We start from the raw sequence: 22,115 nt of genomic DNA on the forward strand, positions 1-22,115 counted from the left end.
TCCCCGATTCGACCATGTGATAGGGCCGGCCGGCAGGGGAGCGGCAAAGGACGCAGAAAAGGGGACCCGCGCTCGCGGGTCCCCTTCGTCGTGCTGTGCGCGCGTCAGGCATGTCGTGCTGTGCGCGCGTCAGGCATGTCGTGCTGTGCGCGCGTCAGGCATGTCGTGCTGTGCGCGGGTCAGGCTTGTCGTGCTGTGCGCGGGTCAGGCGGGCACGGAGGCCACGCCCGGCGGCAGGAAGCGGGGCCGGGCGAACCCGGCGCGGTCCAGCAGCGGCGTGACGCCACCGAGGTGGAACGGCCAGCCAGCGCCCAGGATCATGCACAGGTCGATGTCCTGCGCGGCCGCCACCACACCCTCGTCCAGCATGATCCGGATCTCCTCGGCCAGCGCCTCCAGCACCCGCCGCCGCACCTCCTCGGCGGTGGACGGCGCGTCGCCGCCCGCGAAGAGCGCCACGGCCTCCGGGTCGAGCGAGAAGTCCGGCGCGTACACGCCGGGCTTGCCCGAGGCGACCAGCTTCGCCATGCCCGCCGAGACGCCGAACCGCTCGGGGAAGGCCGCATGCAGCGTCTCGGCCACGTGCAGCCCGACGGCCGGCCCGACGAGCTGCAGCAGCGCGAACGGCGTCATCGGCAGTCCGAGGTCGTCCAGCGCGTGCTCGGCCACCTCCAGCGGCGTGCCCTCGTCCACGGCCCCGATGACCTCGCCCATGAACCGGGTGAGCAGCCGGTTGACCACGAACGCCGGGGCGTCCTTCACCAGCACCGACGACTTCTTCAGGGCCTTGCCGACGGCGAACGCGGTGGCCAGCGTCGCGTCGTCGGTCGACGCCCCGCGGATGATCTCCAGCAGCGGCATCACCGCGACGGGGTTGAAGAAGTGGAAGCCGACCAGCCGCTCCGGGTGCGCCAGATCGGCGCCCATCTCGGTCAGCGACAGCGACGAGGTGTTGGTGGCCAGCACGCACTCGGCCGGCACCACGGCCTCGACCTCGGCGAACACCTTCTTCTTGACCGCCATGTCCTCGAAGACCGCCTCGATGACGAAGTCGGCGTCCGCGAACGCGTCCTTGGTCAGCGACCCGGTCACCAGCGCCTTGAGCCGGTTCGCCAGGTCGGCCGAGACCCGGCCCTTGGTCAGCAGCTTGTCCACCTCGGCGTGGACGTAGCCGACGCCCTTGTCCAGCCGCGCCTGGTCGAGGTCCGTCAGGACGACCGGCACCTCCAGACGGCGGGCGAACAGCAGCGCCATCTGCGAGGCCATCAGCCCGGCGCCCACCACGCCGACCTTGGTCACCTTGCGGGCCAGCGACTTGTCCGGGGCGCCCGCCGGCCGCTTGGCCCGCCGCTGCACCAGGTCGAAGGCGTACAGACCGGCCCGCAGCTCGTCGCCCATCAGCAGGTCGGCCAGCGCGTCGTCCTCGGCGGCGAAGCCCTCGTCGCGCGAGGCCGTGCGGGCCAGCGCCACCAGGTCCAGCGCCCGGTACGGCGCGGGGGAGGCGCCGCGCAGCTTCATGTCCACGAGGAAGCGGGCGTCGGCGACCGCCTTGTCCCAGTCGTCGCCGTCACGCGCGGGCCGCTCGACCGTGACCTCGCCCTTGACGACCCGGGCCGCCCAGCGCAGCGACTCCTCCAGGAAGTCGGCGGGCTCGAACATGGCGTCCGCGACGCCCAGCTCGTACGCCTGCGCGCCCTTGATCATGCGGTTCTGCGACAGCGGGTTCTCGATGATCAGCTTGATCGCGTTCGCCGGGCCGACCAGGCGCGGCAGGAGCTGCGTGCCGCCCCAGCCCGGCACCAGGCCGAGGAAGCACTCCGGCAGCGCGACCGCCGGGACGCCCGAGGAGATCGTCCGGTACGCGCAGTGCAGCGCGATCTCCAGACCGCCGCCCATGGCCGCGCCGTTGACGAACGCGAACGACGGGATCCCCAGCTCGCCCAGCCGCCGGAACACGTGGTGGCCGAGCGCGCCGATCGCGTGGGCCTCCTCGCGCGAGGCGACCGAGCCGGCGCCCTTGAGGTCGGCGCCGACGGCGAAGATGAACGGCTTGCCCGTCACGCCCACCGCCACCAGGTCGTTGCGGGCCGCGATCTCCGACAGCGCGCCGTTGAGGGCGAACAGGCCGTGCGGGCCGAACGTGTTGGGCTTGGTGTGGTCGAAGCCGTTGTCCAGGGTGATGAGCGCCATCGTGCCGGCGCCGTACGGCAGCTCGACGTCGCGGACGAGCGCCTTGGTGACCACCTCGTCGGTGCTGCGCTCGCTCAGCAGGGCGCGCCAGGTGTCGATGTTCGTCATGCCAGGTTCTCCCAGATCACGGTGCCGCCCATGCCCATGCCGACGCACATGGTGGTGATGCCGTAGCGCACGTCGGGGCGCTCGGCGAACTGGCGGGCGAGCTGCGTCATCAGCCGCACGCCCGAGGAGGCCAGCGGGTGGCCGAAGGCGATCGCGCCGCCGTACGGGTTGACCCGGGGGTCGTCGTCGGCGATGCCGAAGTGCTCCAGGAACGCGAGCACCTGCACCGCGAACGCCTCGTTGATCTCGAACAGCCCGATGTCGGAGATCGACAGCCCGGCCAGCCGCAGCGCCCGCTCCGTGGACGGGATCGGGCCGACGCCCATCACCTCGGGGTCCACGCCGGCGAACGCGTACGACACCAGCCGCATCTTGGCCGTCAGCCCCAGCTCCTCGGCGACCTCGCGGGCCGCCACGAGGCAGCCGGTGGCGCCGTCGTTGATGCCGGAGGAGTTGCCCGCCGTCACGTGCCCGTGCGGCCGGAACGGCGTCTTCAGACCGGCCAGGCCCTCCAGGGTGGTGCCAGGGCGCGGCGCCTCGTCCTCCACCGCGAGGCCCCAGCCCTTCTCGGCCGTCCTGATCGCGGCCGGCACCAGGTCGGGCTGGATCCTGCCGTCCGCGTACGCCTTGGCGACCTTCTCCTGCGACAGCACCGCGTACGCGTCGGCGCGCTCCTTGGTGATGGCCGGGTAGCGGTCGTGCAGGTTCTCGGCCGTCATGCCCATGACGAGCGCGCTCGGGTCGACGAGCTTCTCCGACAGGAAACGCGGGTTGGGGTCGACGCCCTCGCCCATCGGGTGGCGGCCCATGTGCTCGACGCCGCCCGCGATGGCCACGTCGTACGCGCCGAACGCGATGCCGCCCGCGACCGTGGTGACGGCGGTCATCGCGCCCGCGCACATGCGGTCGATCGCGTAGCCCGGGACGGACTTCGGCAGACCGGCCAGCACCGCCGCCGAGCGGCCGATGGTCAGGCCCTGGTCGCCGATCTGGGTGGTCGCGGCGATCGCGACCTCGTCCACGCGCTCCGGCGGCAGGTCCGGGTTGCGCCGCATGAGCTCGCGGATGACGCGGACGACCAGGTCGTCGGCGCGGGTCTCCGCGTACAGCCCCTTCGGCCCCGACCGGCCGAAGGGGGTGCGCACGCCGTCGACGAACACGACGTCACGAGAGGAAGGCACGGGGTTCGCTCCTCGTTGCTGGACTGCTGTCGCGCCTATGCTACTCGTCGGTAACTAGGGCGTGGGGCGCGGGCGGGCGAGAGCCACGAAACTCCTGGTGCGTATGAGGTTGAGAACAATCTGCGAGCATGCTGTGAAATTTCCGGACAAGGGTGGGTCGAGTCTGTTAGGAAAGGTCGCGCACAGTTATGCACTAGAGAGGTCACAGAGTGTCGCGCGACGAGAACGATAGGTCGTACGAGGACGGTCAGGCACGGCCGATGAACCCGGAGCTGACCGGCGACGTGCTGTCACCTCGGTACAGCAACGACGACACGGACGAGCAGCCCGCCATCGTGGTCTCGGGCAACGAGACGTACATCATGCCGGACGCCTCCCAGGACGCCTCCTCCGCGTACGCGTCCCAGGAGGGCCCGTACGCCGCGCAGGACGGTGCGCCCGCGTACCCCGTGCAGGAGGGTGCGTCCGCGTTCGCCGCGCAGGAGGGGACGGCGGCCACGTACGCCGACCTCCAGCCCGCCGACGACCGGTACGCGGACGCCGACAGCGGCGCCCACCGGTACGCGGACGCGGACAGCGGCGCCCACCGGTACGCGGACGCGGACAGCGGCGCCCACCGGTACGCGGACGCGGACAGCGGCGCCCACCGGTACGCCGGCGAGGCGGACGGCTACGCCGACGCCGACAGCGGCTCCCACCGCGTCCAGGACGCCGACGACCACGACGACCCCGCCTACCTGCCCCTCGACAAGGGCTACGAGGGCGCCCACGGCGAGGAGGGCGGCGACTCGCGGCGCGGGTTCCTGGGCTCCGGCTGGACCGACACGAGCGCCGACGCCGCCTCCGCCGGGGACAAGGAGGTGCGCCGCCGTACCAAGGTGCTGGTGGCCGCCGCGGCCGCCGTCGTCGTGCTCGGCGCCGGCGCGGGCTGGATGCTGACCGGCACCTCCTCCGACGACCCCTGCGCGACGGAGCGCTGCGCCAGCGCCGGCCGCGTCAGCGTCAGCGCGGCGCCCGCCGAGACGGCCGCCCCCGAGTCCGAGGAGACCGGCGAGGCCACCGACGAGCCGGAGGAGTCCGCGACGCCCGAGCGCACCACGTCCCGTACCGCCGCTCCCACGCCGACCGCCGTGAAGGTCCGCGTCACGCGCACGCCGGAGCCGCGCGTCACACGCACCCGCATGAGCCAGCCGACGACCCGCGCCACCACCAGGGTCACCCGGCAGCCGGCGACCGTCGACGACGGCGACACGACGGGCACCGACGAGGTGGACACGAAGACCTCCGAGCAGCCGCGCCGGCAGCCCACCGCCGAGGCGACGAGCCAGGCGCCCGCCACCACCCAGGCGCCCGCCCCGACCCCGTCGGAGACCTCGAAGGGGATCTTCGACGTCCTCTTCCCGTGGGCCTGACGCCGTCACGTCGAGGGGTGCCGAGCTGATCGGCCCGGCGGGCTGGATCCGGCGCCGCCGGGGGCCGGACGGGCCCCGATCTGGCCTTACGGGGCCGGGCATGTAAGGATGCGGACCCGGGGACCGGTCTGCAAGACTGGGCAACCGCTTTCCGGGGAGGTCTCGTCGTGGTCACACTGGAAGACGTCGCCAGGCAGGCGGGTGTCTCGCTCGCGACCGCCTCGCGGGTGCTGAACGGCAGCACCCGCCAGGTGGGCGCCGACCTGCGGGCGCGGGTCGAGCGAGCCGCCGACGAGCTGGGCTACCGGGCCAACATGGCCGCCCAGACGCTGGCCCGGGGCGCCAGCAACGTCATCGGCATCGTCGTCCACGACCTGACCGACCCCTACTTCGCCGCCCTCGCCGACGGCGCCATGCGCGCCGCGGCCGGCGAGGGCCTGCTCGTCATGGTCGGCACGACGCACCGCGACCCCGAGCAGGAGATCGCCTACGTCGCCACCATGAACGCCCAGCGCGTACGGGCCGTCCTCCTGGCCGGCTCCCGCGTGAGCGACCCCGAGGTGACCGGCCGGCTCCGCCGTGAGCTGGACCGCTACCGCGCCAGCGGCGGCCGGGTCGCCTGCGTCGGCCAGGACCTGCTCGGCGTCGACACCGTGGCGCCCGCCAACTACGAGGGCGGCGCGGCCCTGGCCCGCTCACTGGCCGGGCTCGGCCACATCCGCTTCGCCGTCCTCGCCGGGCCGCCGCACCTGATGACCGCCCGCGACCGGTGCGCCGGGTTCGTCGACGCCGTCGAGGAGCTCGGGCTGCCCGGGCCGCGCATCGTCCACGGCCCGTTCGACCGCGACGGCGGCTACACGGCGGCCGCCGAGACGGGCGACGCGACGTGCGTGTTCGCGGTCAACGACGTGATGGCCGTCGGGGCGCTCGCCTCCTACCGCGACCGGGGCGTGCGCGTGCCGGACGACGTCTCCGTGGCGGGCTTCGACGACATCGCCACGCTGCGCGACCACGTACCGGCGCTGACGACCGTGCGGCTGCCGCTGGCCGACATGGGGTCCCGCGCGCTGGAGCTGGCGCTGGCCTCGGGGGAGACGCCGACCGTGGACCATGTCCAGGGCGAGGTGGTCCTGCGGGAGAGCGTCCGGGACGTCCGGTGACGCCGCCGGACGCCGGGGCCGCGTGCGCGGAGCCTCGCCGCCGCCCGAGTGGGTGCCCCGCCGCGACCGCGCGGGGGCACCGCTGGTGAGACGGCGGCCGGGGGCACGGCGGCTCAGGGTGCGGCGGCTGATGGCGCGGTCGGCCGAGGACACGGCGGCCGAGGGCGCGGGCGGCTGATGGCGCGGCGGTGTCCTGCGTGCCCGCGGCGCACGTACCCGCCGGCACCTGCCACAGATGACGACATATCGACATATCGGGACGGCACATGAGGGGGATGCGGTGAAGCTCGCGGTCAGCACGCTGGGAATGCCCGGGGACAGGCTCGACAGGGCGATCGAGGTGGCGACCGCGTACCGGTGCGACGGCCTCGAACTGCGCCTCCATCCCGACACCGGCGTCCACGGCGGGCTCACCCCCGAGGAGCGGCGCTCCGCCCGCGAGCGCGTGGAGCGGGCGGGGCTGGAGCTCTCCGCCCTGGCCGGGTACGTGCGGGTGTGCGAGCCGGGCCCGGACGAGCCCGTGGTGGAGGCGTTGCGCGCGGACCTGGAACTGGCCGCCGACCTGGGCGCGCCCGGCGTCCGGGTGTTCCCGCGCGGCGAGGACCCCGCCGTCGGCGCGCGCCGGCTGCGCGCGGTCTCCGGTACGGCCGCCGACCTGGGCGTCACGGTGCTGGTCGAGACCCACGACGCGATGGCGACCGGCGCCGCCGTGGCGCGGCTGCTGGAGACGGCCGACCGGCCCGGGACGACCGGTGCCGTGTGGGACCTCCTGCACCCGTGGCGCCACGGCGAGGCGCCGGCCGACACGCTGGCCGCGCTCGGGCCGTGGCTGAGGTACGTGCAGGTCAAGGACGCCGTCTCGGCCGAGGACACGACACCGGTGCCGATGGGGACGGGTTCGGTCCCGCTGGACGAGTGCGGCGAGCTGCTGCGCGCGGCGGGTTACGACGGATGGGTGTCGCTGGAGTGGGAGCGGACCTGGTATCCGCAGGTGGCGCCGGTGGAGGAGATCCTGCCCGGCGCCGCCGACTGGGTCGCCCGCTTCGCCGCTGCTGGTGACGACCGGGCGAAGGATGCCGTATGAGGGACAAGGTGCTGGTCGTCGGGATGGACGGCCTGCGCTTCGACCGCCTGGTCGCCATCCGGCCGCCGGTGCTGTCGGCGCTGATGTCGACGGGCGCGTACGGGACCAGCACGCTCCCGTACGGTGAACCGGAGGCGCCACGGACGGAGTCGCCGGGCCAGATCGTCCCCGAGGAAGCCATCGGGTCGCCGGCGCCGACCCACGCTGCGCCCGCCCCCGAGGACGCTCGGGCGAACAACGACGACCGCCCGACGGACGCCCCCCGCTCGACGGACGACACCGAGGCGACGGACGCCCCCCGCTCGACGGACGACGTCGGGGCGACGGACGCCCCCCGCTCGACGGACGACGTCGGGGCGACGGACGACCCCCGGGCGACCGGCGAAGAGGAGGAGTCCGTGCGGGTGATCCGGGCGCGGACCGACTCCGGGCCGGGGTGGGCGTCGATCGCGACCGGCGTGTGGCCGGACAAGCACGGCGTCGTGGACAACGGCTTCGCCGCCCCGCAGTTCACGAAATATCCGGACTTCCTGACGCGGGCCCAGGAGGCCCGCCCCGACCTCGTCACCTCCGCGTTCTTCTCGTGGGCCGCCCTCGCCGAGCACGGCGCGTTCGGCCCCGCCATCGGCACGCGCTTCGTGCTCGACGGCTACGCCCTCACCTGGAGCGTCGCCGACCGCCAGGTCGCCGACGCGGCCCGCGACCATCTGGCGAACGCCGGCCCCGACCTGTCGTTCGTCTACCTGGGCGACACCGACGAGGTGGCCCACGCCCTCGGCCCGCTCTGCCCCGAGTACACCGACGCGCTGCTGCTCCAGGACGCGTACCTCGGCGGCCTGCTCGACACGATCCGCGCGAGGCCCTCGTTCGGGCACGAGCGCTGGACGGTCCTCGTCACCACCGACCACGGCCACGTGGACGCGGGCGGCCACGGCGGCGTGTCGGGCGAGGAGCGGACGGTGTTCGTGATCGGCGCTCGGCTGGGGGAGGACCTCGGCGGCGTGCGCCTGCAGGATCCCCGGCCGGTGGACGTGGCCCCCACGGCGCTCGACCGGCTCGGCATCGCCGTGGACCCGGCCTGGGACCTCGACGGAGCGCCCCTGGCGTTCTGAACCCTGCCCCGACCGGCCACGACACGGCCCGAGCCACCCTCCGCCCGCCCGATGTTTCATCAGGTGTTGAATTTCTCGCCGCGAGGGGTGACACTCGTGTCGAGAAGCTGAACGCCGAGGGTGGGGCAGATGAACACGGCACTGGAGTTCTCCGAGATCGACGCCTCCATGCTGGCCGAGGTGGGCGGAAAAGCCGCCAACCTGGGCGAGATGACCAGGGCCGGGCTGCCGGTGCCGCCCGGATGGGTGCTGACGACCGACGCGTACCGCCAGGTCGCCGAGGCCGCCGCCCTGGGCGAGGTGATCGCCGAGGGCGGTCCCGGGCTGGCGCCGGCGGCCAGGGAGCGCCTGCTCGGGACCCCGGTGCCGGAGCCGGTGGCCAAGGCGGTCACCGCCGCGTACGAGCGGCTCGGCGGCGGGCCCGTCGCGGTGCGTTCCTCGGCCACGGCCGAGGACCTGCCGTTCGCCAGCTTCGCCGGGCAGCAGGACACCTACCTCAACGTCGTCGGCGTGGACGACGTGCTCGACGCGGTCCGGCGCTGCTGGGCGTCGCTGTGGACCGACCGCGCCGTCGCCTACCGCGCCTCCAACGGCATCGACCACGCCTCGGTACGGCTGGCGGTGGTCGTCCAGGCGATGGTGCAGGCGGAGGTCGCCGGGGTGATGTTCACGGCCGACCCGCTGACCGGACGGCGGCACCGGGCGGTCATCGACGCGAGCCCCGGCCTGGGCGAGGCCGTCGTCTCCGGGGCCGTGAACCCGGACCGGTTCGTCGCCGACCCGGCCACCGGCGAGATCCTCGAACGCCGTGCCGGGGACAAGCGCGTGGTGATCCGCTCCTTGCCCGGCGGCGGCACGGAGCGTCTGGACCGTACCGGCTCGGCCGAGTACTGCCTGACGGACGCGCAGGTGCGCGAGCTGGCCGCGCTCGGCGCGCGCGTCGAGCGGCACTACGGAGCCCCGCAGGACACCGAGTGGGCGCTCGACGTGTCCGGCGCGCTCTGGCTCACCCAGGCGCGGCCCGTCACCACGCTGTTCCCGCTGCCCGCGCCCGACCCCGCGCGTGACGGGCTGCGCGTCTACTTCAGCGTCAACGTCGCCCAGGGCGTCATGGGCCCGCTGACGCCGATGGGCCTGGCGGGGTTCCAGCTCAGCGCGTCGGGCGCGGCGGGCCTGTTCGGGCACGCGCCCGACGACCCGCGCCGGGGGCCGGCGTTCATGTCCGTCGCGGGGGAGCGGCTGTGGCTGGACCTGACCACGGCCGCGCGCAGCCGGGCCGGCCGGGCCATCCTGCCCAAGGCGCTGACCCTGGGCGAGGCCCGCACCGCCGCCGTCCTGGACGGCCTGTTCGACGACCCCCGGCTGTCGGTCGTCCACGCCTCGCGCCGGCCGTTCCTGAAGGGGCTCGCCCGCTTCGCCCGGACCGTCCGCGCGCCGGTCCGGGTGCTGGAGGCGCTGTTCAGCCCGCGCGCCGCCCTGGCGTACACCCGGCGGCTGGGCGACGAGCTCGACCGGCGGCTGCGCGTGCCGGACGACGCCACCCCCGTCCAGCGCGTCGAGCACGCCGAGCGCATGCTGCGCGGCGCGTTTCCCGTGATCATCTCCATCATGCCGATCGTGATCACCGGGTACGGGCTGTTCGCGCTGGCGTCGCGGCTGTCGGGGGTGCCGATCGCCGACATGCAGAACGTGCTGCGCAGCCTCCCCGGCAACCCCACGACCGAGATGGACCTGGAGCTGTGGGACCTGGCCACCCGGATCGAGCCCGGACCGTTCCGGGAGCTCCCGGTGGGGGAGCTGGTGCGCCGCTACCGGGCGGGCGAGCTGCCCCCGAAGGCCCAGCGGGGCGTCGAGGACTTCCTGCGCCGCTACGGCCACCGGGGCGTCGCCGAGATCGACCTGGGCCTGCCCCGCTGGTCGGAGGAGCCGGCGCACATCCTCGGCGTGCTGGCCAACTACCTGCGCATGGACGACCCCGGCGACCTCGCCCCGTCCGTCCTGTTCGCCCGGGGCGACGTGGAGGCGCGGCGCGCCGTCGAGGAGATCGCCGCCCGGGCCCGCCGCCGGGGCGCCCTGCGAGGCGCGGTGACGCGCTTCGCGCTGCGCCGCACGAGGCGGTTCGGAGGGCTGCGGGAACTGCCGAAGTTCTACCTGGTCAAGATCCTCGCCGGGGTGCGGCGGAGCATGCTCGTGGTGGGGGCGCGGCTGGTTTCGGCGGGTCTGCTGGACGCGCCGGGCGACGTCTTCTTCCTCCGTTTCCAGGAGGTACGGGAGGCGCTGGATGCCGCGCTTGCCGAGGAGAAGCCGACCGGCGGGGAGGCTCCGGAGCCCGCTCCCCCCGGCCCGCGCGAACTGGTGGCGGCCCGCCGGGCGGCGTACGAACAGGAGGCGCGGCGCCGCCACGTACCCCGGGTCATGCTGTCGGACGGCACCGAACCCGAGGCCGTCGCCGTCGCCGCCGCGTCCGGCTCGGCCGTCCCGGCGGACGCGCTCACGGGCACGGCCGCCTCGGCCGGCACGGTCACGGGCCCGGCCCGCGTCGTCCTCGACCCGGTCGGCGCCCACCTGGAGCCCGGCGAGATCCTCGTCTGCCCGTCCACCGACCCGGGCTGGACGCCGCTGTTCCTCACGGCGGGCGGCCTGGTCATGGAGATGGGCGGCGCGATGTCCCACGGTGCGGTGGTGGCCAGGGAGTACGGCATCCCGGCCGTGGTCGGGGTGGCCGACGCCACCCACCGCATCACCACCGGCCGGCAGGTGACCGTGAACGGCGCCTCCGGCACCATCACCCTCGGCTGACCCCGAACCCCACAGCCCCCCGACCTGTGCCACGGGCCGGGAGACGCTACGGCCGGGGGAGGACCTCGTCCAGCCAGCCGCAGATCTCCTGGGCCAGCCGGGTCGGGTTGTTGATCTGGCAGTGCGCGTCGGCGCCGCTGGCCGCGTCCAGCTCGACCAGGGCCTTGGTGGCGACCGGCAGGCCGTCGTGCCAGCGGCGGGCCTGCTCCAGGAACGTGGGTGACTCGCCGGCGCCCGCGATGGCCAGGTAGGCGCAGCGCACCTGGGCCGGGTCGGCGCGGAAGGTCGTCAGCAGCTCGGCGAACTCCTCCGGCGTGTCGCAGCCCGAGCGCCACAGGTACATCTGGAAGCTGTCGCGCATCGCGCCCTCGGTGGCCATCGCCCGCACGACGCCGACCGGCAGGATCTGCCCCATGTCCGAGACCGGGGTGCTGGCCACGCAGGCGGCCAGGCGCCGTTCGGTCATCACCGCCCGGCTGACCATGTAACCGCCGCCGCTCATGCCGACGATGGCCAGCCGGGCCGGATCCTGGCCGTACTTGTCGACGAGGTGGTCGACGACGGCTCCGATCGGACGTTCGGTCTCGGCCATGAAGTACAGCCCGCGCAGCGGCGTGCTGCCCTGACCGGGCATGTCCACGATCACGGCGGTGTAGCCGCGCTGCCAGGCGTTGTAGCCGATCAGGTGGTACATGTCCTCGCGGCCGGTGTCTCCGCCGCCGATGACGATCAGGGTGGGCGCGTCCGGTCCGGCGTCCAGCCGCAGACCCGGCAGCGAGTTGTCCTCGAACGGCACCTCAAGGAACTCCAGCGGCAGCCCCAGCAGGTCCACGGCCTCCGCGAACGCCGCCTCGTACTTGTGGATCAGCGGCTCGAACAGCTCGCCCCGTCCGGCGAACTGCCAGGCCTGCCGGTAGCAGTAGTACGCCTTCATCTGCGCCTCGCCGGCGCTGCGCCGCCACCCCCGCCGCCGCCACGTCTCCGCCAGCTCCCGCTGGTCGTCGCCGTACGCCTCGAACTCGCGCACCCAGCTCGCGGTGTCGCCGTCCGCGATGCGCGCGGCGACGTGGAACAGCTCCCCGGCGTCCAGGCCGCCGGTCTTGGCGGCGCCGGCCGACCACTGGAAGATGAAGTCCATGTCCGGGTCGTCGAAGTAGTACCGCGTGGAGTTGCTGCGCTGCAGCTTCTTGTCGCTCATGCGGCGAAGCTACGGGGGGCCGGGGCACGGCGGGGAGGACAGAAGACGATCAAAAGGGGACCGAACCCGACGCCTCGCGGAACTCGTGCGGGCCGATGCCGTTCCGGCGGACGAACGCCCGCCGGAACGCCCTGGCGTCGGAGTAGCCCAGTCGCGTGGCGATCGCGGCGATCGGGAGCCTGTGCTCGGCCAGCAGGCTCGTCGCCACCTCGTCGCGGACACGCTCCAGCTCCGCCCGCCAGCTCGTGCCCGCCTCACGCAGCCGCTGCTGCAGCCGGCGCGGGCTCAACCCCACGTGCCGGGCCGCCGTCTCCAGCGTCACCGTGCGACCCACGAACCCGTCGGCGAGGAACGCGCGCAGCCGGCCCAGCAGCTCCAGGGCCTGCCGCTCGGACTCCGACAGGTACGGCTCGGCGGGCTCCAGGTCGGTCGAGGCGGCCCAGGTGTACTCGAACAGGTTGACCAGGGTGGCCACGATGCCGGGCTGCCTGATCACGAGTGCGCCCGCGGCCGGGGTGTCCGGGACGAGCGGCACGAAGGCGGTGGCCCGGTCCACGAGGACCATCGTCTGGATCGGCTGGTCGGTGACCCGGTGGTGATCGCCCGCCCGGTGGAGTTCGGTGAAGTAGGCCAGCTCGCCGGGCGTCTCCAGGGTGGCGCGGTGCAGGATGGTCCGGTAGCGGATGCCCCTGCCGAGGTTGTCCAGCATGCGGCGGCGCGCGGCGGGGTCGTCGCCTGCCGGGCGTCGTACGGCGTGCGTGGACAGCACCTCTCCCGCGCGCTCCACCGTGCTCTCGATGCGCGCGTTGACGGCCTCGATGCCTGTCAGCCGTTCGACCCGCTTCGGGTCGAACGCGGCGGCCCACTCCAGGTTGAACCCGGAGACCTGCTGGGGGGCGAACGCGGGGCCCGTCCGGCTCCCCGGGCGACCCGCCGCATCGCCCGGCGGACGTTCCGAGCTCGACATCATGGGACCACATCCAGCTTCTTCACCCACATCCAACATCAGCTCCATGGTGGCGCGGCTTCGCCCCGAAGGCATGGCCCTCGCTCCGCTCGGACGTCCTGAGCGGGGCTTCGCCCCGCACCCCGGGCGAGGGCCTCCCGGCCCTCGCGCTCCCGGGCCCGGACCGGCGCGACAGCCTCCTCCCCTGGTCGACAAGCATGCACGAAGCGGTGGGTTGGCAGAGGAAGAGGCTCCCGGTAAGAAGGCAGTTGATCGACGACATCCCCCGACGTGATCACGAGCGCCGTCGCCACACTGCCCCGGTGTGACAGCGGACACCTCCAAGCCGGATCCCAGGTGAGTCCATGAGCCGCATCGAAGACCGCACCCCCCACTTCCGGGTCACCCCATCCGGACGGACAAGATCGCGCGCGTCGGCTCCTCCTGGCGCCACCGGATCCCGGTTTCCCTCACCCTCGCCGCGTTTCTGGGAACGGCCGCCGTGGCGTGCGCTCTCTTCCTGCCCCGCTACCTGCTCGCGTGGGATGTGGGAACGGCGAAGCCGCCGACGGACTACGCCACCGCCGTGAACAACATCCGCACCACCTTGCTCCCGGGGGTCGGCGGCCTGGTGCTCCTGATCGGTGCCCTGCTGAGCTGGCGCCAGCTCCAGTTCAGTCGTCACGGGCAGGCCACCGAGTCCTTCGCCGCCGCCATCGCACATCTGGGCGACACCAGCGTGGACGTCCGTCTGGGTGGCATCTACGCCCTGGAGCGCGTCGCGCGCTCCTCGGAAGCCGACCGCCGGACCATCGGGGGGATCCTGTCCGCGTTCGTCGGGAACCGAGCCCGTGATCCGCAACGAGGCACCCAGGACGCGCATCGCGTGACCACGGTGCCCGGCGGTTCTGTCAACCTTTCCCTCCGTGCCCCTGACATCCACGCGGCACTGGGTGTCCTCGGCCGCCGGGAACCGGTCCGAGGCCAGGTGCTCCGGCTCGATCGCGTGGTCCTGCCCCATGCCGACCTCGCCTCCGCCCGGCTTCAGGACGTGGATCTGCACTTCAGCGATCTCACCGAAGCCACCTTCATCGGGGCCGATCTGACTCGTGCGGATCTCACCGGAGTGCGACTGGCGGGGGCGAACGTCGCTGACGCGGTCCTTTACCAGGCCGATCTGCGTGACGCCGTCCTGACGGGTGCCCTCGCCGAGGGCATCGACCTTCGAGGCACCGACCTGAGCAAGGCCGATCTGCGCGACACCAACCTGCGCGGCGCTCGCCTGGACTACAGCGATCTTCGCGGAGCCCGCGTTGAGCGGCGCCGTTCTGACCGGTGCTTCCTTGAAACGGGTCGTCTTCGACGAGAGCACCGTCTGGCCTGAAGGATTCGATTCCTCCCTGATCAGGCCGGCACGGCCGCGAACGTTGCCGCCCGTCCGTCCCCGGAGCTACGACCGATTCGCCGTCAAGGCGATCATCGCCGAGACCGACTCGCCGGCCCCACGCGAGTAGGTCTCACCGGGACGCACGGCTGGTCCCGCCCTGCCGGGGCAGGTGACCGCGGCCGTGGGGTCAAGGTCGCCGGGAGCGTGCACGGCGGCCCCACCGCCGCGAACGTCCGTCCGTGGCCCCGGCGGCCAGCCCGGCGCCGGCGAGAGTGACGGCGGCCAGCAGCGCGAACGCGGCGGGATGGCCGAGCCGCCCGGCGAGCAGGGCTCCGGCCGCCGGGGCGACGGCGGCGGCGAGGGCGGCCGGGGTGGTGGCGAGGGCGTTGAGGGTGGCGAAGTGCTGGATGCCCCAACGGTCGCCGACGGCGGTGGCCTGCAGCAGGGTGTAGGTCCCGCGGACGGCGCCGGCGGTGATGCTCGCGGCGATCAGCAGCGGTGCGGGACCGGGGATCGCGGCGAGCGCCGCGATGCCGGCGGCGGCCGCGACCAGGACGACCGTCGTGCGGGTACGGGCGCTGGTCCTGCGGGTCAGGGTGGGATAGCCGAGGCGCCCGAGCAGTTGCCCGGCGCCGCACAGGCCCAGCGCGGTGGCGGCGGTGGTCGTGCTGATGCCGCGGCTGGTGAGCAGGGGGACCAGGTTGGTGGTGGCGGCGTAGAGGCCGAGCCCGGCCAGGCTCATCGCCGCGGCCAGGAGGACGAACGCCCGGCTGCGGACCACGTCGCGGACGCGGGACGGGCTCCGTTCCGGGGAGTGGCCGGCCGAGACGGGCCACGGCGGGGTCAGGAAGAGCGCGTGCAGCGGGAGGGTGACGACGGCCAGCAGCCCGGCCAGCACCAGGTACGTGGCCCGCCAGCCGAGATGAGTGACCAGGAGGGCGGCCAGGGGCGCGAACACGGTGCTGGACAGCCCGGCGACCAGCGACAGGGTCGTCAGGGGCCGGATCCGGGCCGGGCCGTACCAGCGGGTGAGCGCGGCGAAGGCCGGCGGGTACAGCAGGGCCGACTGGGCCAGGCCGGCCAGCATCCACGCGGCGACGAACCACGGTAGACCGGGGGCGGCGGCCACGGCCAGCAGCGCGCCGGTCCCGAGCACCGACCCGGTGGTCATCACCCGGCGCGGGCCGTGGCGGTCCAGGATCCGGCCGACCGGCGCGCCGAAGGCCGCGCTGGTGAGCAGGCCGGCCGAGAAGGCGCCCATGGCCGTCGTCATCGGCCAGCCGGTGTCACGAACCAGCTCGGTCAGGACGACCGGGAACGCGTAGTACAGGGTCCCCCAGCTCGTGAGCTCGGTGACGCACAGGGCGACGAGGGCGCGCCGTGGGCGACGCCCGTCGTCCCCGAGGGAGGCGGGCGCCGGCGCCTGATCACTTCGCGCGTCCCGGCTCATCCGTCGTGGTCGGTGGTCAGGGCCCGCTGCATGAGCGCGGTGTCGATCCAGCGGCCGTGCTTGTACCCGACGCCGCTCAGCCGCCCCGCGTGCGCGAAGCCGAAACGCTTGTGCAGGGCGGTGGAGGCGCCGCTTCCGGTGTCCGCGATGACCGCGATCATCTGCCGCGCGCCCGCCCGCGCGCACCGGGTCACCAGCGCGTCGAGCAGTGCGCCGCCCAGGCCCCGGCCGGTGCGGTCCGGGGCGAGGTAGATCGTGTCCTCCACGGTGTGCCGATAGGCCGGCTTGGGACGCCACGGCCCGGCGTAGGCGTACCCGGCCACGTCACCGCCGAGGTCGGCGACCAGGAAGGGCAGCCCCCGGCCGGCCAGGTCGTCGAGCCGCGCCCGCCACTCGGCGACGGTCGGCGGCGTCTGCTCGAAGGTGATCACGGTGTGGGAGACGTAGTACGCGAAGATCTCGGCCACGGCCTCCAGGTCGGCGGGAACGGCGGGGCGGATGACCGCTTCGGGAACTGCCACGCGAAGCTCATTTCTCTATAGCGGAATGTCTTGCTATTATAGAGGAATGATGGATCTGGCGGTATTGGGCGGGCACATCCAGGCGCTGCGGCGCGACCGGGGCCTGACCCTTCAGCAGCTGGCCGAAGCGGCCGACGTGAGCCTGAGCATGCTGTCCTCGGTGGAGCGCGGGCAGAAGGCGCCGACGATCGTCGTGCTCGCCCGCATCGCGGACGGCCTCGGCGTGCCGCTCGCCGAGCTCGTCGCCCCGCCGGAGGACAGCCGGCTCATCGTGCGCCGTGCCGCCGACCAGGACACCGTCCACGAGCCCGGAGGCTGGCGGCGGACGATCCTCACGCCGGTCGTGCCCGGCGTGAACTTCGAGTGGATCCGCACGACCCTGCCGCCGGAGTGCGACGCGGGCCGGTTCCCGGCCTACGCCCCGGGCTCCCACGAGTACGTCGTCGTCGAGTCCGGCACCTTGCGTCTGACCATCGCCGACGCGGCGGTCGAGCTGGACGAGGGGGACTCGGTCTACTTCGCCGCCGACGTCACCCATGCTTACGCCAACGCGGGCTCCGTGCCGTGCACGTACTACGTGGCCGCGTTGATCATGCGCCCTCGCTCGGCCCAGCCGCGCACCGGCTCTCGTTGATCACGATGCCGGTACGCGCGCCGGCGACGCGTCAGGCGATGTCGATCCTGTCCAGCCGGACGTTCAGGACCGAACGGATGTAGATCTCGATGAAGCCCGGCAGCCCTCCCTGGTAGGTGCGGCCGCTGAGCGCCTCGGCGAGACGCTCGTCCGGCCCCTCGGTCAGGTGGACGATCCGCCACAGGTTCAGCGGCTGCTCCTCGTCGCCGCCGACCGCGTGCTCGATGTGGAAGAGCGGCTGCTTCGTCCCCGCCCGCAGCGTGGTCCCGTCCGGCCCGGGCAGCTCGGCCGCGCCGACGAAGGTGACGCGTTGCTCCGCCGGGTTCAGGTGGACCCGCTCCAGGACCATCCCGAAGTCGTCCTGGTCCAGCCAGCGCCGTTGCTGCGACGAGCGGTCGAACGTCATGAGATCGTCCGCGGCGTTCCAGGAGAAGGCGCTCCCCTCCCGTACGACGTAGGGAATGTAGATGTCAGGATGCCACGCCTTGCGGATCTCGAGGTCCCACAGCATGGCGCGGGTGAAGGTGAGCGGCTCGCTCGCCCGGTACCGCTCGGCGAGCATCCGGTTGACGTCGATGGGCGGGGGCTCGAAGCGGGTGTTGCGCGGATCGGCCCAGGCGCGGGCGAACTCGTCCTCGTGGTTCATGGCGCGCCTCACGGAACCAGGACGAGGCGGCCGCGGAGGCCGCCCTTGGCGAGGAGTTCGTGGGCCTCGGCGGCCTGCTCGAAGGGGAGGGTCCGGGCCAGCCGGAGGGTGAGCCGCCCCTGCTCGACGAGGGCGACCAGCTCGCGCAGGCGCGCGCCGTCGCTCCGCACGAAGACGGTCTCGACCCTGATGCCGCGTTCGGCCGGCGGCGTGGCGGGCGGCATCACGCTCACGAACGCGCCGCCGTCCCTGACCGCGGCCAGCACCTGGGCGCCGATGACCGCCGTGTCCAGCAGCCCGTCGACGCCTTCGGGCGCGATCGCGCGCAGGGCGCGGCCCGGGTCGTCGGAGCGGGGGAGGAAGGTCGCGCCGAGCCCGCTGACGAAGTCCTCGTCCTGTGCGGAGCCGATGCCGATGACGTCCAGACCCCGGTGCCGGGCCAGCTCGACGGCATAACCGCCCACCGCGCCGGCGGCCCCGGTGACGGCCAAGGTCTGGCCCTCGACCAGGCCGAGCAGGTCCAGCGCCTGGACCGCCGTCAGGGCGTTGGCGGTAAGCGTCGCGGCCTCGGCCGGGTCGACCCCGGCCGGAGCGGGCGCCACCGCGGCGGCGTCCAGCACGACGAACTCGGCGTGCGTGCCGTTCCTGGTCGCCAGCCAGTCGGACATGCCGACGACCCGGTCCCCTGGCGTGAAGCCGGACGTGGCCGGTCCGACGGCGTCGACCGTGCCGGCCACGTCCCAGCCGAGGACGTAGCGCGGGCCCGCGGGCAGCATCGGCCCGAAGGCGCCGGAACGGGCGGCGACGTCGGCGGGGTTGACGGTCGCGGCTTCGACGCGGATGCGTACCTGTCCTTCCTCGGGCCGGGGCAGGGGTGCTTCGGCGACGGCCAGCACGCCGGGGTCGCCGAAAGAGGTGAAGCCCACCGCACGCATGGTGTGATCTCCCTTGTAGAATTAGTTAGGCGCATAACGTTATGCGTTTAACTATTATGCACATAACGATCTTCGCGGCAAGGGGTCCGGTGGACTTCGAGCGACTGCTGCAACTGGGGGCGGCGGGGCTGGTCGGCCCCGTGTGCTCAGGGGTGTCGCGGAGGAACGCCAGGACCCGCTCGGCCACCACCGGCGCCGTCCTCCCCTCCGGCCCGAAATGCCGGAGCCCGGCCAACGTCTCCAGCGTGGCGCGGGCAGGGTGTCGCGCAGGGCCGCGAACTCCGCCCTGCTCGCGCGCGGACTGTGCCCCCCGCACATCGCCAGCACCGGGGCGGTGACGGCGGCGAACCCGGCGAGCCGTCCCTGCTGGGCGGCCACCTGCCCGTGCTCGGCCAGATTGGCCCGCAGAAGGGGCCGCATCCGCCGCCGGCCCGGTCCGCGGAAGCCGGCGCGCAGCGCCCACCGCAGATACCGGTACGGCAGCCTCCTCGGGAAGGCCGGAGCCGTCCACGCCGCGGATGACATGGACGAACGCGCCGTGGGGATCGCCGACGGCCAGCCGTTCCCGGTAGGGGGCCATCCGGCCGGTGGGGGCGGGGGGCTAGAGGAGTTGCATGCAGTCGGGAATTTCTGTATTCAGTTCATATGGATTGTGTACAGGACATCGACGTCGAGCGAGCGCGGGCGGAGACGCCGGGATGTGCCCGCGTGACCCACCTGGACAACGCGGGGGCCTCGCTGCCGCCCGCCGTCGTGACCGACACGGTGATCGCCCATCTGCGCGCGGAGGCCCTGCGCGGCGGCTACCGGGCCGCGGCCGAGGTCGCGCCGCGCCTGGACGCGGTGCGCGCGTCCGTCGCCACCCTGCTCAACGCGGACGCCGCCGACGTCGCGCTGACCGACAACGCCACCCGCGGCTGGCAGGCGGTCTTCTACGCGCTCCCGTTCGGCCCCGGCGACCGCATCCTGACCAGCCGCGCCGAGTACGCCAGCAACGCCATCGCGTTCCTCCAGGTGGCCGAGCGCACCGGGGCGCGCGTCGAGGTCGTCGAGGACGACCCGAGCGGGCAGCTCGACGTCGAGGACCTGCGGCGCCGCATGGACGAGCGGGTGCGCCTGATCGCCCTCACCCACGTCCCCACCCAGGGCGGGCTGGTCAACCCGGCCGAGGAGGTGGGCCGGATCGCCGAGAGCGCCGGCGTCCCCTACCTGCTGGACGCCTGCCAGTCGGCCGGGCAGCTCGACCTCGACGTCGAACGGCTGCGCTGCGACGCCCTCAGCGCCCCCGGCCGCAAGTACCTGCGCGGCCCCCGCGGCACCGGCCTGCTCTACGTCCGGCCCCGGCTGCGCGAGCGGATCACCCCCGCCGTGCTCGACCTGCACGCCGCCACCTGGACCGCGCCGGACCGGTACGAGGTCGAGGGCACGGCGCGGATGTTCGAGACGTGGGAGCGCGACGTCGCCGCCGTGCTCGGGCTGGGCGCCGCCGTCGAGTACGCGCTGGCGTGGGGGCTGCCCGCCGTCGAGGCGAGGGTGGTCGCGCTGGCCGGCCGGCTGCGCGACGCCCTGCGCGAGGTGCCCGGCGTGGGCGTCCACGACCAGGGGGTACGGCGGTGCGGCATCGTCACGTTCACCGTGGCGGGACGGCCGGCGGCCGAGGTGCACGGCCGGCTGGCGGAGACTGGGATCAACACGTCGGTCTCGCTGTCCCGCTACGCCCGGTACGACCTGCCCGCGCGCGGGCTGCCCGACCTGGTGCGGGCCTCGGTCCACTACTACAACACCGACGAGGAGCTGCACCGGCTCGTCGAGGCGGTCGAAGAGCTGGCCAGGCGATGACGGCCCTCCGGAGCACGCCGGTCAGGCGGACTCGGCGGGCGATGAGCGCGGTCATGATTCCACCTCCGAAAGGAAAACGGACTATAGTCCGACTATGGCCAAGGACGATGCCGGACCGCAGTCCGCTTCCGTGAGGTCGCTCGAACTGCTCATGACCCGCCCGCCCAAGGAGCGGGCCGACGCCTCGCGCAACCGCGCCGCCGTGCTCGACGCCGCCGCCCGGCTCTTCGCCGAGCACGGAGTGGAGGGGGTGTCCATGGACCAGGTCGCCGCCGCGGCCGGTGTCGGCAAGGGCACGCTGTTCCGCCGCTTCGGCGACAAGGCGGGGCTGGCGGTGGCGCTGCTGGACGCCCGGGAGCGGATGCTGCAGGAGGGGATCCTGCACGGGCCGCCCCCGCTGGGGCCGGGCGCGGAGCCCGCCGCGCGCCTCGCGGCCTTCGTCGGCGCCTACCTCGACTACCTGCTGGAGCACCTGGCCGTGATCCGCATGTCGGAGTCGAGCTCGCCCGGGGCCCGCTACCGGCTGGGCGCGTACCGGTTCTGGCACCGGCACGTGGCGATCCTGCTCGACGGCGCGCCCGACCCCGACCACGCCGCCCACGCGCTGCTGGCCGCGCTGTCCGCCGTGCACGTGACGGCGCTCCTGCCCGAGCTCGGCGAGCGCCGCATCCGGGAAGGGGTGCTCCACCTGGCCCGCGTCCTGCGCTGAGCCTGTCGAAAGCCTTCAGGCGCGGGGAAGGCCGCCGTGTTCGGTACTGCCTGGCCGACTCACGCCTCAGCCCAGGGCGGAGAAGGTGGCCTCCGGCTCGTCCCGCTTCGTCAGGAGGCCCCAGGCGGCCTCGGCGATCTCGTCGGGGTCGAGGGTCTTGCCCGCGAGGTCGCCGAGCATGCCGGGGCGGGAGGTGATCATCCGGTGGATGTCGCCGCGCTCGACGAGCCCGCCGATGGTCAGCAGGCCCGCGTACACGCCGGTCCCCGCGAGCCCCGCGTTCAGGGTCAGGACGTAGCCGCGCAGCGCCGCCGAGGAGACGGCCAGGGCGCCGAGCGGCGGCATGGGGACGACGCCGCTGAGCCCGCCCGCGAACAGCAGACCGCCGCGCCCGAGTTCGAGCATGCCCGGCAGCACCTCGCCGACCGCGGCGACGGCCGGGTACACCCAGCCCTCCACCGCCTCCCGGACGCCCTCGACGTCGGCCCGCGTGATCGGCGCCGGCATCGCGGCCGGGTCGGCGGCGCCGGGGCCGAAATAGAGCACCTCGACGGGCCCGTGCCGGTCGGCGATCGCGCGGAAGGCGGCGGAGAGGGCGCCGAGGTCGCGCGCGTCCGCGGCGTGCGCGGTGGCCCGCAAGCCTTCGGCCGCCAGCTCGGCCACGTACCCGGGATGCCGGGCGGCGTTGCGTGACACCAGCGCCACGGTGTGGCCCGCGCGGCCGAGCCGCCGGGCGACGGACATGCCGAGCCCGGGGCCGGCTCCGACGACGACGGCCGGGCCACGGGAGGGAGTGGTGGACAT

18 protein-coding genes are annotated in these 22,115 nt (G+C 73.8%); 9 read left to right on the forward strand and 9 right to left on the reverse strand.

Features of this window, described 5'->3' with window-relative positions:
• Positions 1 to 204 precede the first annotated feature (204 nt).
• Both HTZ77_RS05900 and HTZ77_RS05905 read right to left on the reverse strand, forming a co-directional pair.
• Positions 205 to 2,298, reverse strand: a complete 2,094-nt coding sequence (locus tag HTZ77_RS05900) for a 3-hydroxyacyl-CoA dehydrogenase NAD-binding domain-containing protein (protein WP_175588374.1) — start codon at positions 2,296 to 2,298, stop codon at positions 205 to 207.
• Positions 2,295 to 3,458, reverse strand: a complete 1,164-nt coding sequence (locus HTZ77_RS05905; protein ID WP_328808461.1) for a thiolase family protein — start codon at positions 3,456 to 3,458, stop codon at positions 2,295 to 2,297. Before HTZ77_RS05905 ends, HTZ77_RS05900 begins: the two co-directional genes overlap by 4 nt.
• 281 nt (positions 3,459 to 3,739) lie before the next feature.
• Here HTZ77_RS05905 and HTZ77_RS05910 point away from each other — a divergent pair, with 281 nt between their 5' ends.
• From HTZ77_RS05910 to HTZ77_RS05930, 5 genes are all read left to right on the forward strand, one after another.
• A complete protein-coding gene (locus HTZ77_RS05910; protein WP_175588376.1) occupies positions 3,740 to 4,891 on the forward strand; it encodes a hypothetical protein in 1,152 nt (383 codons plus the stop codon).
• Positions 4,892 to 5,058: 167 nt separating this feature from the next.
• Positions 5,059 to 6,051, forward strand: a complete 993-nt coding sequence (locus HTZ77_RS05915) for a LacI family DNA-binding transcriptional regulator (protein ID WP_175588377.1) — start codon at positions 5,059 to 5,061, stop codon at positions 6,049 to 6,051.
• A gap of 280 nt (positions 6,052 to 6,331) precedes the next feature.
• Positions 6,332 to 7,135, forward strand: coding sequence for a sugar phosphate isomerase/epimerase family protein (locus HTZ77_RS05920; RefSeq protein ID WP_175588378.1), 804 nt, complete (start codon positions 6,332 to 6,334; stop codon positions 7,133 to 7,135).
• Entirely contained in the window at positions 7,132 to 8,247 is a 1,116-nt protein-coding gene (locus HTZ77_RS05925) for an alkaline phosphatase family protein (RefSeq protein WP_175588379.1), read from the forward strand. The genes HTZ77_RS05920 and HTZ77_RS05925 overlap by 4 nt, the downstream gene beginning before the upstream one ends.
• A 129-nt stretch (positions 8,248 to 8,376) precedes the next feature.
• Positions 8,377 to 11,046, forward strand: coding sequence for a PEP/pyruvate-binding domain-containing protein (locus tag HTZ77_RS05930; protein WP_175588380.1), 2,670 nt, complete (start codon positions 8,377 to 8,379; stop codon positions 11,044 to 11,046).
• A gap of 46 nt (positions 11,047 to 11,092) precedes the next feature.
• On the opposite strand, the gene HTZ77_RS05935 is transcribed toward HTZ77_RS05930, so the two are convergent.
• Together HTZ77_RS05935 and HTZ77_RS05940 are read right to left on the reverse strand one after the other, a co-directional pair.
• On the reverse strand, positions 11,093 to 12,244 hold the full coding sequence (locus HTZ77_RS05935) for an alpha/beta hydrolase family protein (protein WP_175588381.1): 1,152 nt from the start codon (positions 12,242 to 12,244) through the stop codon (positions 11,093 to 11,095).
• Positions 12,245 to 12,293: 49 nt separating this feature from the next.
• The gene (locus tag HTZ77_RS05940) at positions 12,294 to 13,214 is read right to left on the reverse strand and encodes a helix-turn-helix domain-containing protein (protein ID WP_175588382.1); all 921 of its coding nucleotides are present in this window, start codon (positions 13,212 to 13,214) and stop codon (positions 12,294 to 12,296) included.
• Positions 13,215 to 13,776: 562 nt separating this feature from the next.
• Here HTZ77_RS05940 and HTZ77_RS05945 point away from each other — a divergent pair.
• Entirely contained in the window at positions 13,777 to 14,574 is a 798-nt protein-coding gene (locus tag HTZ77_RS05945) for a pentapeptide repeat-containing protein (protein WP_175588383.1), read from the forward strand.
• Positions 14,575 to 14,764: 190 nt separating this feature from the next.
• Here the strand turns inward: HTZ77_RS05945 and HTZ77_RS05950 are convergent, their stop codons facing one another.
• Together HTZ77_RS05950 and HTZ77_RS05955 are read right to left on the reverse strand one after the other, a co-directional pair.
• On the reverse strand, positions 14,765 to 16,027 hold the full coding sequence (locus HTZ77_RS05950) for an MFS transporter (protein WP_175588384.1): 1,263 nt from the start codon (positions 16,025 to 16,027) through the stop codon (positions 14,765 to 14,767).
• Positions 16,024 to 16,548 carry a GNAT family N-acetyltransferase gene (locus HTZ77_RS05955; protein WP_175588385.1) on the reverse strand — a complete coding sequence of 175 codons (525 nt, stop codon included), beginning with the start codon at positions 16,546 to 16,548 and terminating at the stop codon, positions 16,024 to 16,026. Before HTZ77_RS05955 ends, HTZ77_RS05950 begins: the two co-directional genes overlap by 4 nt.
• A 46-nt stretch (positions 16,549 to 16,594) precedes the next feature.
• On the opposite strand from HTZ77_RS05955, the gene HTZ77_RS05960 reads away from it, so the two are divergent.
• Positions 16,595 to 17,182: a helix-turn-helix domain-containing protein gene (locus HTZ77_RS05960; protein ID WP_175588386.1), complete on the forward strand. Its 588-nt coding sequence runs from the start codon at positions 16,595 to 16,597 to the stop codon at positions 17,180 to 17,182.
• Positions 17,183 to 17,213: 31 nt separating this feature from the next.
• On the opposite strand, the gene HTZ77_RS05965 is transcribed toward HTZ77_RS05960, so the two are convergent.
• Positions 17,214 to 17,840: a hypothetical protein gene (locus HTZ77_RS05965; protein ID WP_205302103.1), complete on the reverse strand. Its 627-nt coding sequence runs from the start codon at positions 17,838 to 17,840 to the stop codon at positions 17,214 to 17,216.
• Positions 17,837 to 18,763, reverse strand: a complete 927-nt coding sequence (locus HTZ77_RS05970; RefSeq protein WP_175588388.1) for an NADP-dependent oxidoreductase — start codon at positions 18,761 to 18,763, stop codon at positions 17,837 to 17,839. The genes HTZ77_RS05965 and HTZ77_RS05970 overlap by 4 nt, the downstream gene beginning before the upstream one ends.
• A 708-nt stretch (positions 18,764 to 19,471) precedes the next feature.
• Here HTZ77_RS05970 and HTZ77_RS05975 point away from each other — a divergent pair.
• Positions 19,472 to 20,602 carry an aminotransferase class V-fold PLP-dependent enzyme gene (locus HTZ77_RS05975; protein ID WP_328808438.1) on the forward strand — a complete coding sequence of 377 codons (1,131 nt, stop codon included), beginning with the start codon at positions 19,472 to 19,474 and terminating at the stop codon, positions 20,600 to 20,602.
• 94 nt (positions 20,603 to 20,696) lie between these two features.
• On the forward strand, positions 20,697 to 21,311 hold the full coding sequence (locus HTZ77_RS05980; RefSeq protein ID WP_175588390.1) for a TetR/AcrR family transcriptional regulator: 615 nt from the start codon (positions 20,697 to 20,699) through the stop codon (positions 21,309 to 21,311).
• 66 nt (positions 21,312 to 21,377) lie between these two features.
• Here HTZ77_RS05980 and HTZ77_RS05985 read toward each other — a convergent pair whose 3' ends face one another.
• Positions 21,378 to 22,115 carry an SDR family NAD(P)-dependent oxidoreductase gene (locus HTZ77_RS05985; RefSeq protein WP_175588391.1) on the reverse strand — a complete coding sequence of 246 codons (738 nt, stop codon included), beginning with the start codon at positions 22,113 to 22,115 and terminating at the stop codon, positions 21,378 to 21,380.

The sequence above is a fragment of the Nonomuraea montanisoli genome, assembly GCF_013363975.1.
In the GTDB taxonomy this organism is placed as follows: domain Bacteria; phylum Actinomycetota; class Actinomycetes; order Streptosporangiales; family Streptosporangiaceae; genus Nonomuraea; species Nonomuraea montanisoli.